Here is a 12813-nt window from a genome sequence, read left to right on the forward strand (position 1 = left end):
TCAGATCTCAGCGCCACTCGCCGAGCATGGCCTCCAGACGGGCCTCGGCCTCGGCGGGGTCGTAGCCGGGCAGCGCCTCGCGCATGAGGTCGTGGGTCTGGCGCTGGGCGTCGGCGCACGCCTCGCGCACGGCGGCCAGCGTCTCCTCCGCCAGGTCGCGGCTCGGCAGCTTGGTGGCGCGGGGGCCGTAGGCGACCTTGAGCACCCGGCCGTTCGCGTCGACCCGCGCCTCGACCTGCCCCGAGCGCGACCTGCCCGCGCCGACGACCCGTTCGAGGTCCTCCTGGGCGCTCTCCAGCCAGGCCAGCATCCGCTCGCCCGCGCGGCCGGCCTCGTCGAGGTCGCGCTCCTTGATGTCGGCGGGGTCGTACCGGTGCTCGAACACGAGTGGCCTCCTCAGAGCAGGTCGCGGGCCACCTGCTCCACCCGGTCGCGGACGAAGCTCTCGTCCAGCGGCTCGGGCAGGGTCGCGGCCCCGGCGACCTTGTCGGCGATCTCCTTGGCCCTGCGCTCGGCGTCGTCCTGGGCCGCGCGCAGCACCGCCGTCACCTCCCGGCCGAGCGCCGCCTCACCGAGGCGCAGCGCTCGGGGGTCGAGGCGCAGGCCGGTGAGCTCGCCGTGGCCGGTGGCGACGGCCTCCACCAGCCCGTCCTTGCTGCGGGCGCGGCCCTCGACCTGCCCGATCGCGGCACGGGCGGCCTGGAGGTCGCGCATGACCCGCCGGGCCTGCTCGTAGTAGTCGGCCAGGTAGCGGGCGTCGTCCTCGGGAGCGGGGCGCGGCATGTGACCTCCTCCGGCATGACGGCAGCTGAACGGACGAAGGCACAGTCTAGACGGCCACGATCCCTTCGATGTCCGACAGATCACAAGATCATGACTGGAAAGTGTCGTCCGAAGTGACAGAAGGGCTTATATCGTCATTCGCCATGACGGAAGTTGAGATCGCCTTCGGCGCGGTGGAACGGGAGGCCGCGCGTGTCAGGGCCCACGGCGAGGACTACGGCGCCGTGCTGACCCCGATGCACGCGCGAGGCGACGGCGTGTCGTCCTGGGGGGACGACGGTCTGTTCTCCGTGTTCACCAGCTTCTACGCCGAGTGCCGCGAGACCTCGATGGCCGCGCTGGGCGGCCTGCACGCGATGCTCGTCAGGACCGGCGACGGCCTGCACGACACCGCCAGGAACAGCCGCGACGCCGAATCGGCCAACACCGCGGTCGTCGGGGACGTGGAGACCACGTGGGCGTGATCCTGCCGCCGGCGGCGGCCTCGATGATGGCGATGCTCGGCCCCTGGCCCAACATCGACGAGGACGACATGGGGCGGGAGAGCGCGGCCGTGCGCACTGCCCACACCACCGCCCTGCCCGCGGCGGCCCAGGTCGACGCGGGCGTGCAGGGCGTGGGGCAGGTCCACAAGGGCGAGTCCGCCACCCACCTGCAGTCCTTCTGGGACCAGCACGGCGGGCAGGGCGGCCACCTCGCCCAGGCCGACGCCGCCCTGCGGTCGATGCCCCGGTTGATCGACGGCGGCGCGTCCGTCGTGTCGGCGGTGAAGGTCGCGGCGGGCACGCAGGCCGTGTTCGCCGCCGTGGACGTGGCCAAGCTGCTGGCCTTCGGCGGAGCGGTCGGCGCGACGTACGCGACGGCCCGCGTGCTCGCCGGGCGCAAGGCGGTCGGCGGGATCCTGCGCCAGGGCGCGGAGGGCACCGGCAAGGTCCTCGCCCCGCTGATGCGGCGCAAGGTCACCGAGCCGATGCGCCGCGTCCTCGACACCATGAAGCTCCCGCGCGGGCCCATGGGCTCGCCGGCACTCGCCGGTGGCCCGCGCGGGGTCGTCCCCATGCGTCCTGCGGGCCTGCGCAACCCGTCCGGGCCCCGGTCCGTACGGGACGGCATCGCGCAGATGGGCCGCAGGAACAACCGGGGCAACAGCGGCGGCGGCCGGGGCGGAGGCGGCGGACGGGGCCGCAGGGACGAGACCGGTAAGTTCCATGGTGCGATCCCGCAGAGCACCAGGGGCATGAGCGAGGCCGAGAAGAAGAAGCTGGAGGACGACCTGAAGAAGAGCATCGCGAAACGGAAGGCGGAGGAGCAGCGACTGGGCTACGAAGCCGGCCACGCGGAGCGGATTCGACGGGAAGAAGGGGCTCTGCGACGGCTCTTCGGAAGGAACAAGTAGCGCATGCACACCCAGACAGGTGACGACCTGATCGCACGCGTCCTCGCCCACGCCGACGACGACGACGTCCTCGGCGCTGCGGCCAACGACCTGCTGGAGGAGGTGTTCGCCGGCTACCCGGTGGACAACCTGCGCCGGCTGCTGCGCAGCGACGCGGAGAAGGTCGTGCGCACGGGCGCCTGGCTGCTGTCGGAGCTGGGCGAGCTCGCCGCGCCGCTGGCCGACGAGCTGCCCGCCCTGCTCGCCAGCCCGCTCCGCCAGGTGCGCTTCTTCGCGGTCGAGACCGTGCTGAACGCGGGGGACGCCGACGGCCCGCTCGCCGCCAGGGCGCTCGCCCTGGTCCGCGACGGTGACGACGCCGTGCGCTGGAAGGTCCTCTCCTTCCTGGCCGAGGCCGGGACCGAGCAGCTCGCGGCCGGGGCGGAGGCCCTGGAGGACGCCGAGCTCAAGGAGCTGGCCGAGTGGCTGGTACGCCTCGACACCGAGGAGATCGACCCGCGCGAGGTCGTCGCCCGGCTGGAGGGCGGCGACCGCACGGCCCGGATGTTCGCCGCGGCGGCGGCCGCCCGGCTGTCCGACGAGGAGGACACCAACCTCCTCGCGCACGCGGCCACCGCCGAGGACGAGGAGATCCGCTCGTTCGCCCTGGAGCAGCTCGACGACCTCCAGTGACCCGTCAGCCCGTGCCGTAGAGGACCGACAGGAAGCGCACCAGCACGGCCTCGCGGCTGCTCGCGGGCAGGGCGTCCAGCACGGTGTTGACCACGGCCATCTCGGGCCGGCCGGCGCCCGGCCGCAGGTCCGCGCCGACCGAGGCGGCCAGCTCGGCGAAGGAGGCGTCGTCGAGCGCGTCGAGGTCCAGCCCGGCCACCAGCTCGACCAGGCCGTCCGGCAGCTCGACGGGGCCGCGCTCGCGGGCGGCCGCGGCCGACTCGGCGATCACCTTGAGCATGGCGTCCACCCCGGCCAGCGTCACGCCGGTGACGGTGATGTGCAGGTTGGCCGGGATGCCCGCGTACGAGAGCTGCGGCTGCAGGAACCAGCCCCGTGCACGGGCCTCGTCGGCCAGCACGAACACGTCCACCCCGTCGCCGGCGAAGGCCACGAGAGACGACTCGGGCTCGCCCAGCGGACGCAGCCCGGGGATCTGCGCGATGCCCTCGCGCAGCCGCCTGGCCGCCTCCAGGGTGGCGCGGCCCAGCTCGACGTACCCCTCGCGGCCGAGCGCCTGGAGGGTGGCCCACGCGCCGCCGAGCGGCCCGGCCGACCGGGAGCTCTGGACGGTCGCGTTGATGATCGTGTAGCCGGGCCAGGCCGCCGAGGCGAAGTACGCCCTGCGCCGCATCGCGGGGTCGGCGAACAGCACGACCGAGGCGCCCTTGGGCGCGTAGCCGAACTTGTGCAGGTCGCAGGAGAGCGACGTGACGCCCGGCACCGACAGGTCGAACGGCGGGATCTCGGCCCCGGCCGCGCGCAGCCACGGCAGCAGCCAGCCGCCGACGCACGCGTCCACGTGGCACGGCACCCCGGCCGCCGCGGCGACGGCGGCCACCTCCTCGACCGGATCGATGACGCCCTGCGGGTAGGACGGCGCGGAGACGACGACGAGGACCGTGTCCTCGGTCATGGCGGCGGCGACGTCCGCCGGCCGCACCCGGTAGGTCTCCAGGTCCACAGGCACGGCGACCACCTCGACGCCGAGGTAGTGGGCGGCCTTGTGGAAGGCGGGATGGGCGGTGACGGGCACCACCAGGTTGGGCCGCTCCCGACCGGCGTGGTCGCGGGCCGCCTTCACGGCCAGCATGATCGACTCGGTGCCGCCGCTGGTGAAGACGCCGTGGCCGCCGCCCAGCTCGTCCGCGACCGCGCCGACGACCTGGCGCTCCATCTCGACGATGCTGGGGAAGGCGGTCGGGTCCAGGCAGTTGACCTCCAGCATCTCGAAGTACGCCCGCGCCGCCGCGTCGTTGACCTCGGCGCGGCCGGTGTCGTACACGTAGGCGGTCACCTGGCCGCCGCGCACCGGCAGGTCGTCCGCCTTGAGCCGGGCGAGCTCGGCCAGCAGGTCGGCGGTGGCGCGTCCGGTCGGGGGGAGGTTCACGCGGGCTCCTTCGCGAGGCGGCCGTACCGGGCCACGAACGGCAGACTGATCAACATGAGCAGGGCGGGCAGCGCGGTGAACCCGAGCAGCAGGCCGGTCAGGGCCACGGGCTCCTGCGCGACGGGCGATCCGGTGGGCGCCGAGACGAACCCCGAGAGCGTCAGCACCAGCGCGAACAGCCCCGGGCCGAGCGCCAGCCCCGCGGTCTCGCCCGCCGTCCACAGGCCGGTGAACGCGCCCGACTGCGCCTGCCCGGTGCGGGCGGCGTCGGCGTGCACGGTGTCCGGCAGCAGCGACAGCGGCAGCAGTTGCAGGGCCGCGTAGCAGACGCCCGCGAGCGCGGTCAGCGCCAGCGTGACGATCAGCCCGCCTACGGCGATGGCGGGGATCAGCGCGACCGCGACCGCGCAGAACCCGGCCGAGGCGGCGAGGTAGCAGCGCACCGCGCCGTGCCGCCGGGCCAGCCACGCCCATCCGGGCACCGCGAGCATGCTGGGCCCGACCAGGCAGACGAACATCACCGACGTCAGTCCGTAGTCGCCCAGCCGGTACGACGCCACGTACGGCGCCCCGGCCAGCATCACCGCCACCGCCAGCGCCTGCGTTACGAACGCGGCCAGCAGCACGAAGAACGGCCGGTTGCCGCGCGCCAGCCGGAAGGCGGCCACCGGCCCGAGCGGGCGCGGCCCCGGCCGCGACGGCACCCAGCGGGTGCCCAGCGTCGCGGCGACCAGCGCCGCCGCCATGAGCGCGCCGATGACGACGCCCATGACCGCGTAGCCGCCCCGGCCGCCGCCCGCCAGGTCCACCACGGCCGGGGCCAGGCCGCCCGCGACGAGGATGCCGACGGTCAGGCACACCACCCGCCAGGACATGATGCGGGTCCGCGCGCTCTGGGTGCCCGCCATCTCGGCGGGCAGGGCCACGTACGGCACCTGGAAGCAGGCGAACGCGGTCGCCGCCAGCAGGAACGCGGCCCCCGACCAGAGCGCCCCGGGCACACCTCCTGGCACGGCGAACATGAGCGCGAACGTCACAGGCAGCGCCGCCGCGCCGATCGCGAGCAGCCGGGTGCGGCGGCCCGTGCGTACGGCCTCGCGGTCGCTGGCCGCGCCGACGAGCGGGTTGAGCAGCACGTCCCAGATCTTGGGCGCGACGAGCACGACGCCCGCCACCGCGGCGGGGACGCCCAGCATGTCGGTCAGGTAGTAGAGCAGCAGCAGGCCGGGGACGGCGGAGAAGACGCCGGTGCCGATCGAGCCGACGCCGTAGCCGAGCAGCCGGCCGCGGCCGAGCGGGCGTTCGACGACGCCTCCGGGAAGGGTCATGGGGCGTCGCCGGGGAGGCCGAGCGTGCGGTGCAGGCTCTGGTGCAGGTGGGCGCGGAAGCGCCGCAGCGCCGCCCGGTCGCCCGCGCCGCGCCGGCGGCCCTCGGCGTCCAGCACGCCGCCCTTGGCGAAGCCGTGGATGGACCAGATCGCGGACCAGATCGTGTATTCGAGGTCCACGCCCGCGGCGATGACGCCCGCCTCGCGGGCCGGGAGCAGCGCCGCGCCGACGTTCGCGATCAGCGGCTGGACGTACTCGCGTTCCAGCTCGGTGATGTCGCTGGCGTCGGAGAGCCAGCGGTGCATCCACAGCGCGGGGATCTCGGGGTTGTCGACGCAGAAGTCGAGGTAGTCGTCCATGAGCCGGTGGATCGCGACGACGGGGTCGGTGCCGGTGAGCCGGGCCAGCGCCTGATCGAGGGCGGTCCGCTCGGCGAGGTGGGAGCGTTCCATGACCGCGAGGTAGAGCTCGCGCTTGCCGCCGACGTGGTAGTTGACGGTGGCGATGTTGAGTCCGGCGGCCTCGGCGATCTGGCGGGTGGAGGTGCCGTCGTAGCCGAGGGCCGCGAAGAGCTGCGTGGCGACCTTGACGATCAGGGCGACCTGACCGCCGTCCGCTGGTGTCATGCGCCGAACATAGTTCCACCACGCCCCGCCGGTCAATCACTTGATGGAGGCCGGGATCAGTCCGGCGCCCAGTACTTCGTCATGGCCGCGTCGAGCTGCTTCACCACCGGCTGCCAGCTCTTCGGGAGCGTGTAGCGGGTCGCGCGGTGTCCCTGGTGGGCGAGGGTGTACTTGAGGAAGTCCGCGCCCCGCGGGGCCGGCTCCGAGCGGCCGACGCGCAGGCTCTTCAGCGCCGTACGGAGCCTGCGCTCCTCCTTGCCCGTGAGGCACTTGTCCACGGTCGGCCCGGTACGGCGGCTCAGCCGCACACAGCCGTCCCGGTAGACGATCACATGGTCGTCGAAACCCGCGAACCCGCCCTGCCTCCGGTAGTCCACCAGCACCTTCCGCTGGACGGCGGCGGCCACCGGAACGGCCGGTACGGCGACCAGAGCCGGCACCAGCAACGGCGTGAGCGCGATGCGCCAGATCCTCATGCCCCTATGACGTGCCGGCGGGCCGATCGGGTTCACCGCAACGCGTCCACGGGCTCCATCCTGGCCGCGCGCCACGCCGGATGCAGCCCGGCCAGCAGCCCCACCAGCGCCCCCGCGACCGGCGCGGCGATCGCCAGCCGCACGTCCAGCAGCGGCGTCCACCGTTGGACGGCCGAGACCGCGACGATCGCGACCACGCCCAGGCTCGCGCCGATCACGCCGCCCGCCAGCCCGATCAGCGTGGACTCCAGCAGGAACTGGGCGGCGACGTGCCGCCTGGCCGCACCGAGCGCCCGGCGCAGGCCGATCTCCTGGACGCGCTCCATCACGGTGACGAGCGTGACGTTCGCGATGCCGAGCGCGCCCACGACGAGCGAGACCAGGCCGAGGATCAGGAAGAGCGCGTCGGCGTCGTCCCGCGCCGCGTCCCTGGCCCTGGCGGGGCTGGGTGGGGCGATCACCTGCAGCAGGTCGCCGGCGCCGGGGCTGAGCGCCACCGGGGCCTGGCGGGCGATCAGGTCCGTCGCGCCCAGGCTCGTGTTGACCAGCACCCTGGTGACCTCACGCAGCCCGAACCGCCGCCCCACGGTCGGCGGCAGGATCACGGCCGCGCTCAGGTTCCGCTCCCGCCGCAGGTCGCCGAGGACCCCGAGCACCGTGTACGCGTGCCCGCCCACGAAGATCGCCGGCGCCCGGTCGAGCCGGGTGATCCCGAGCATCCTGGCCGCCTCCTCGCCGATCACGGCCACCCGGTCGCCGCGCCGGACGTGCCCCTCGTCGTAGAAGCGGCCCTGCGTCATCCGGCCGCGCGCGGCCCCGGGCAGGCCGGTCGTGGCGGCCAGCACGGTCAGGGCGTGCGTGGTGACCCGGGCGGGGTCCACGAGGACGTTGGAGCGTACGGACACGTTCGCGCCCTCCTCCGCGTCGGCCACGGCGGCCGCCGACTCCACGCCGCGCAGCCGGGTCAGCCGGTCCACGGCGTCCCAGGCCACCACCGGCTTCCCCGTCGTGGACTCCGGCACCTCCACCGTGATGGCCGTGGCGGCCAGTGCGTCGAAGCGGCCGACGATCTGGTTGCCCGCCGTGGCGGCCACGCCCAGCGTGACGACCAGCGTGGTGATGCCGAGCACGGTGCCGAGCGTGGTCAGCGCCGTGCGCACCGGCCTGGCCAGCAGCCCGGCGACGGCCTCGCCGGCCAGGTCGCGTACGTGCATCACTCCTCCACCAGCACGCCGTCGGTGATCCGCACCCGGCGCCCGGCCCGCTCGCTGACCTCCGGCTCGTGCGTGATGACCACGATCGTCAGGCCCTGCTCCCGCAGCTCGCCGAACAGGTCGAGCACCGCCTCGGTGTTGCGGCTGTCCAGGTTGCCGGTGGGCTCGTCGCACAGCAGCAGCGACGGGCCGCCGAGGAGGGCCCTGGCGATGGCGGCGCGCTGGCGCTCGCCGCCGGACAGCCGGTCCGGCGCGAACCCCGTCCGGTGGCCGAGGCCCACCCGGTCCAGCGCCGCGAGTGCCCGCTCCCGCCTGCCTTTGCGCGGCTGGGTGCCGTAGACCTCGGCGAGCATCACGTTCTCCAGCACGCTGCGGTGCGGGAGCAGGTGGAAGGACTGGAAGACGAAGCCGATCCGGTCGCCGCGCAGCCGGGTCCTGGCCCCGTCCCTGAGCGTCGTGGTCTCCACGCCGTCCAGGCGATAGCCGCCGGACGTCGGGCGGTCCAGCAGCCCGACCACGTTCAGCAGCGTGGACTTGCCGGAGCCCGACGGGCCGACGATCGCCAGGTGCTCGCCCCGCTCCACGCGCAGCGACACCTCGCGCAGCGCGCGGACCGGCGGCGCGGCGGGATACTCCCTGGAGACCTTCACCAGCTCGACGACGGGCGGCGGCGTCCCTCGCTCAGCCACCGCTCACCACCACCCGCTCGCCCTCCTTGAGCGCACCGCTGACCTCGACGTTCCCGTCGGCGGTCAGGCCCGTGCGCACCTCGACGTCCCTGGTCCGGTCCGTGGCGTACTCGACCCGCACCCGGGCCCTGCCGTCCGCCGAGGTGATCACCGCGGCCACCGGGACGACCAGCACCGGCTCCTCGGTCGCGCCCACCGTCACCCGCACGGTCACCGCGACGCCCGCCCGCAGGCCCGCGCGCCCGCTCGGCGTGAGCAGGACGGCCCGGGAGCCCTCGGGCGGCTCCTCCCCGCCGGGCCGCCCGGCCTTCTCGCCGACCGCGCTCAGCCTGGCCTGGTACGTCCGGCCCGAGTCCAGCTCGACGGTGGCCTTCATGCCGGGCCGCAGCAGCTCCGCCTCCGCGGCCTCGACCGAACCGGTCACCGCGAACGCCGAGCTGGTCACCGTCGCCACCTCGCCCTCGACCGGGCGGCCCGGCTTCGCCGCGACCTTCTGGACGCGGGCGGGCAGGTTCGGCAGGAACACCACCTCGCCCGGCGGGATCGACACGCCGTAGGTGCGGGCGTACTCGGCCAGCATCTCCTCGGCGGCGGCCACGTCCGCCCTGGCGCCGGCCACCTTCATCCGGGCCGGGGAGAGCTGCCTGGCCTGGCGCAGCGCCTGCTCGGCGGTCACCACCGCCTCCTTCGCGGTCCTGACCGCTTTGCGCAGCTCCGCGAGCCTGGCCTTGCCGGCCTCCTCGGCCTTGCGCAGCACCAGGTCACGGGCCTGCTGCGCGGCCGCCAGGTCCGCCCTGGCGTTGGCCACCTTCAGCTCCAGGAGGCTCGTGTCGACGGTGGCGGTCGGGCGGGGGGTGGCGGGTTGGGAGGGGGGCGGCTGGGAGGAGGTCGGCTGGGGGGTGGCCGTGCCTCCGGCCGTCGGCTGGGCCGCCTGCCCGGCGGCCTGCCGGGTCGTCTGGCCGGCCGCCTGCCCAGCGGCCTGCCGGGTGGTCTGGTCGGCGGCCCGCCAGGTCGTCTGGCCGGCGGCCTGCCCGACCGCCTGCCGGGTCGCCGGGTCCGAGGTCGGTTGGGAGATGGCCTGGCGGAGGGCCTGTTCGGCTTCGAGGAGGCGTTCGCGGGCCGCGCGGACGGCCGCGTCCGCCGCCGCCAGGTCGGCCTCGTCGGCGGGGGTGAGCCCGCCGGACTCGGCCTCGGCCAGCGCGGCGCGCGCCGCTTTCAGGTCCTTCTCCGCGTTGTCCAGCCGGACCTTCAGCGGCAGCACGTCACGCCCCCGGTCCAGGGCCTGCCGCTCGGTCGCCAGGGTCTCCCTGGCGGTCCGCACGGCCTTGCGCAGCGACTCGTACGTCTGCCGCTCGGTCAGCGTCGGCTGCTGGGCCTCGTACCCCTTCTTGGCGTACATGCGGGTCACGGCCGCGATCGTGGCCCGGTCGAACACGCCCGACGCGGGCGCGCGGTGCCCGAGCCTGCGCAGGGCCCGCTGCAGTTGCCGGACGTCGTCCCCCTTGCCGCCGGGGGCGATCGTGCGGTGCATCGGCACCGCGCCGCGCAGGGCGAACACCGGGCGGCCGTTGACCTCCATCAGCACAGCGCCCTCCCTGAGCCGCCCCTTGCGCGGCGCGCGGGTGGCCCGCTGCAGCTCGGCGCCGCCACCGACCACCCCGGCCAGGGTGACCGGCAGCGGGGAGCCGTACTCCAGCATGCCGCTGAGCACGACCGTGCTGACCAGCTTGCGGCGCTCCACGGCGGCGGTGACGAGCGAGGCGGCGGGCGCGGCGCGGCGGGCCGCCTCATCGGCGGGGGAGCGCAGCCGGGCGCCGACCGCCCAGCCGGCGCCCGCGACGACGACCACGCCGGCCACGACGCCGGCGAGGAGCCTGCGTGGGGATCTCATGAGCGCCGGTCAGAAGGCGAACTGCTCGTTGACCTGCCGCTGGACCGCGGTCTCCTTGGGCAGGTAGGCCGCGTAGAAGTCCTTGCCGCACTCCAGGTCGTCGAGGGCCGCCTTGATCTCCTTGGTGAGGTACGGCTTCGCCTCCTCGGGGGTGAGCGTCGGCATCTGGATCTGCTTGGTGTCCTTCGTCATCTTCGGCGGGCCGGGCTGGTCGCCCTGCTGCTTGCGGCCCAGCTTGCTCTGCTGCTCCATGAACGTGAGCTCGCCGCGCCCGGCCACGGCGGTCGGCTTGGTGTCGCTGACGGTGTAGCCCTTGCCCTTGAGGCAGGTGGCCATGGAGCCGGCCAGGCTCACCAGGTCCTGGTCGCCGTCGAGCTCGGCCGCCTTGGCCCGCTTGTGGGCCTTGGCGATCTGGCCGTAGTAGTCGATGCTCGACTTCAGGGTCAGGCCGAGGGCCTGCTTGCCCGCCACGGCGACGCAGGCGTCCCTGGCCTGCTGGTAGGCCTCCCCCTGGGAGGGCGAGAGGGCGGTCATGATCTTGATGTTCGGGTCCTGGACGGGCTCTCCGCCCATGTGCTCAGGGGCGTTCAGTTCCTTGGGGTAGACGTGCTGGGCGAAGACCCCGAACCCGTACTTCTCGCGGTAGGTCCGCATCGCCTCGTAGTCGCCGGAGGCGAGCTTGCGCTCCTGGTCGCTCTCCTGCTTCTCCGGCTTCACGTACGGCACGTACGTGAAGCCCTTCTGCTTCATGCAATCGGCCTTGGCCGCTTCGAACTGACGCTTCTTGTCCTGGACCGCCGTGCTCGGGGCGGTCGTGCCCGGGGCGGCGGCCGGGCCCTCGGCGGCGCCCCCGCAGCCGCAGAGGACGGTCGCCGCGACGGACATGGCAAGGGCCAGACGGGATCTCTTGAGCATGGGACGAGACCATACTCCGTTAAACGAAGTATGGTCAATCCAGACAGTGCCTTCGCTGCCGCAGCGGCACGAACACGGCCGCCACCGTGAGCAGGACGAGGATGCCCGCGTAGGCCAGGTGCTGCCTGCCGAGGTCCTGGGCGTGGAAGGCCAGCTCGCCGAGGGCCACGAGCAGGTAGATCGCCGACGCCATGGCCCACCGGTGGTCGCGCGCCAGGTAGCCGCCCGTCACCGCGAGCCCGAGAGCCACCGCCTCGACGGCCATCCTGCTCAGGCTGATCGGGTGCTCCGTCCCTTCCGCCATCCACGCGGGCCCCGCCCACGCGGCCGGCACGACCGCCGCCCACCACCACCACGACCTGGCCCGTACCGGCCGGCGCAGCGCCACCAGCACCACCAGGCCGATCAGCACGATCGCGTAACCGCCGGCCACCAGGAACGGATCGCTGTCCTGGAACAGGGCCCGATCGGAGAGCGCGTCCGGGTAGACGGGCAGCACGGTCACGTCGAACCACTGCCGGCCCGAGGCGAGCGCGACCGCCTTCGCGCCGGTGAGCAGCGTGAGCGCGAAGGCCGTACGCAGCCGTCCGCGCAGGATCGCCAGCAGCGCCGCCGCCGACAGCAGCGTCCATAACGGCAGCTCGCCCGCGTACGGGAGCAGCGCGGCCAGGTTCACCGCCGCGACGGCCGTGACGCCCAGGTGCAGGCCGTCCTCCCAGGCGCTGCCGGTCGCCTGGTGCGTGATGCGGCTGCGCACGCCGCCCGTCAGCAGGCCCCACGCCTCCCTGAGCACGGGCATCCGCCTGCCGGGCGCCGCGTCCTCCAGCAGCACGTCCAGCAGCTCGTCGCCGTGCGCCCGCCGGTACGGGCGCGGGTAGGCCAGCAGCAGCCTGCGGTAACGCCGTTCGAGCGGGCTCGGGGCGGCGGGGTCGTCCGAGGCGGGGTCGTCCGAGGCGGGGTCGTCCGGGGCGGGGGCGTCCAAGGCAGGGTCGTCCGAGGCGGGGTCGTCCAGGGCGGGGCCGGTCGGCGCCGTCATGCGCCGGACGGGCGCAGGACCAGGGCGGCCGCCTCCTGCATCCGCCTGGCCTCGGCCTCCACCAGCGCCTGGCCCTCGTCGGTGATCCTGAAGTAGCGCCGGTTGCGGCCGTTGACCGTCTCCTCGCGGTCCACGGCGATCACGCCCCGCTCGTTGAGCCGCTCCAGGATGCCGTAGAGCGTGCCGACGGACGGCTGGACCCGCCCGCGCGACAGCTCCTTGATCGATTTGCTGATGGCGTGTCCGTGCAGCGGGCCCGCACGCAGGGCCGTGAGCACGAAGTACATCGGCTCGCTGACTTCAGAGGTTCCCCTGGGCATGGGGCGACATTATTCCGTTCAACGGAGCGTCCGCAACG

The 12813-nt window shown here is 74.2% G+C and carries 15 protein-coding genes; 3 read left to right on the forward strand and 12 right to left on the reverse strand.

Translation table 11 applies throughout. From position 1 onward, the window contains the following. Positions 1 to 7: 7 nt before the first annotated feature. Together AC27IY_RS19010 and AC27IY_RS19015 are read right to left on the reverse strand one after the other, a co-directional pair. Positions 8 to 385, reverse strand: a complete 378-nt coding sequence (locus AC27IY_RS19010; protein ID WP_487178714.1) for a YbaB/EbfC family nucleoid-associated protein — start codon at positions 383 to 385, stop codon at positions 8 to 10. 11 nt (positions 386 to 396) lie between these two features. Continuing rightward, positions 397 to 783, reverse strand: coding sequence for a YbaB/EbfC family nucleoid-associated protein (locus AC27IY_RS19015; RefSeq protein ID WP_487178715.1), 387 nt, complete (start codon positions 781 to 783; stop codon positions 397 to 399). A 143-nt stretch (positions 784 to 926) separates the two neighbouring features. Here AC27IY_RS19015 and AC27IY_RS19020 point away from each other — a divergent pair, with 143 nt between their 5' ends. Genes AC27IY_RS19020 through AC27IY_RS19030 form a run of 3 tightly spaced genes read left to right on the forward strand, consistent with a single transcriptional unit; the run spans position 927 to position 2851 of the window. Then, complete coding sequence (locus AC27IY_RS19020) at positions 927 to 1247, forward strand: hypothetical protein (RefSeq protein WP_344213386.1); 321 nt, start codon at positions 927 to 929, stop codon at positions 1245 to 1247. After that, positions 1238 to 2179 carry a hypothetical protein gene (locus tag AC27IY_RS19025; RefSeq protein WP_487178716.1) on the forward strand — a complete coding sequence of 314 codons (942 nt, stop codon included), beginning with the start codon at positions 1238 to 1240 and terminating at the stop codon, positions 2177 to 2179. The genes AC27IY_RS19020 and AC27IY_RS19025 overlap by 10 nt, the downstream gene beginning before the upstream one ends. A gap of 3 nt (positions 2180 to 2182) precedes the next feature. Next, on the forward strand, positions 2183 to 2851 hold the full coding sequence (locus AC27IY_RS19030; protein ID WP_487178717.1) for a hypothetical protein: 669 nt from the start codon (positions 2183 to 2185) through the stop codon (positions 2849 to 2851). A 4-nt stretch (positions 2852 to 2855) separates the two neighbouring features. On the opposite strand, the gene AC27IY_RS19035 is transcribed toward AC27IY_RS19030, so the two are convergent. Genes AC27IY_RS19035 through AC27IY_RS19080 form a run of 10 tightly spaced genes read right to left on the reverse strand, consistent with a single transcriptional unit; the run spans position 2856 to position 12775 of the window. Further along, positions 2856 to 4280 carry a pyridoxal phosphate-dependent decarboxylase family protein gene (locus AC27IY_RS19035; protein WP_487178718.1) on the reverse strand — a complete coding sequence of 475 codons (1425 nt, stop codon included), beginning with the start codon at positions 4278 to 4280 and terminating at the stop codon, positions 2856 to 2858. After that, positions 4277 to 5608: an MFS transporter gene (locus tag AC27IY_RS19040; RefSeq protein ID WP_487178719.1), complete on the reverse strand. Its 1332-nt coding sequence runs from the start codon at positions 5606 to 5608 to the stop codon at positions 4277 to 4279. The genes AC27IY_RS19035 and AC27IY_RS19040 overlap by 4 nt, the downstream gene beginning before the upstream one ends. Continuing rightward, complete coding sequence (locus tag AC27IY_RS19045; RefSeq protein WP_487178720.1) at positions 5605 to 6234, reverse strand: TetR/AcrR family transcriptional regulator; 630 nt, start codon at positions 6232 to 6234, stop codon at positions 5605 to 5607. The genes AC27IY_RS19040 and AC27IY_RS19045 overlap by 4 nt, the downstream gene beginning before the upstream one ends. Before the next feature lie 56 nt (positions 6235 to 6290). Further along, positions 6291 to 6710, reverse strand: a complete 420-nt coding sequence (locus AC27IY_RS19050) for a hypothetical protein (protein WP_423451872.1) — start codon at positions 6708 to 6710, stop codon at positions 6291 to 6293. 32 nt (positions 6711 to 6742) lie between these two features. After that, positions 6743 to 7924: an ABC transporter permease gene (locus tag AC27IY_RS19055; RefSeq protein ID WP_487178721.1), complete on the reverse strand. Its 1182-nt coding sequence runs from the start codon at positions 7922 to 7924 to the stop codon at positions 6743 to 6745. Continuing rightward, positions 7924 to 8613, reverse strand: coding sequence for an ABC transporter ATP-binding protein (locus AC27IY_RS19060; protein ID WP_487178722.1), 690 nt, complete (start codon positions 8611 to 8613; stop codon positions 7924 to 7926). The genes AC27IY_RS19055 and AC27IY_RS19060 overlap by 1 nt, the downstream gene beginning before the upstream one ends. Next, a complete protein-coding gene (locus AC27IY_RS19065; protein ID WP_487178723.1) occupies positions 8606 to 10504 on the reverse strand; it encodes a peptidoglycan-binding protein in 1899 nt (632 codons plus the stop codon). Before AC27IY_RS19065 ends, AC27IY_RS19060 begins: the two co-directional genes overlap by 8 nt. Positions 10505 to 10513: 9 nt before the next feature. After that, positions 10514 to 11419 (reverse strand): hypothetical protein, encoded by a 906-nt coding sequence (locus AC27IY_RS19070; protein ID WP_487178724.1) that lies wholly within the window; start codon positions 11417 to 11419, stop codon positions 10514 to 10516. A gap of 34 nt (positions 11420 to 11453) precedes the next feature. Beyond that, positions 11454 to 12455 (reverse strand): hypothetical protein, encoded by a 1002-nt coding sequence (locus tag AC27IY_RS19075; RefSeq protein ID WP_487178725.1) that lies wholly within the window; start codon positions 12453 to 12455, stop codon positions 11454 to 11456. After that, on the reverse strand, positions 12452 to 12775 hold the full coding sequence (locus AC27IY_RS19080) for a PadR family transcriptional regulator (protein ID WP_091081493.1): 324 nt from the start codon (positions 12773 to 12775) through the stop codon (positions 12452 to 12454). Before AC27IY_RS19080 ends, AC27IY_RS19075 begins: the two co-directional genes overlap by 4 nt. Positions 12776 to 12813: the final 38 nt, after the last annotated feature.

The organism is Nonomuraea sp. B208 (assembly GCF_057536035.1).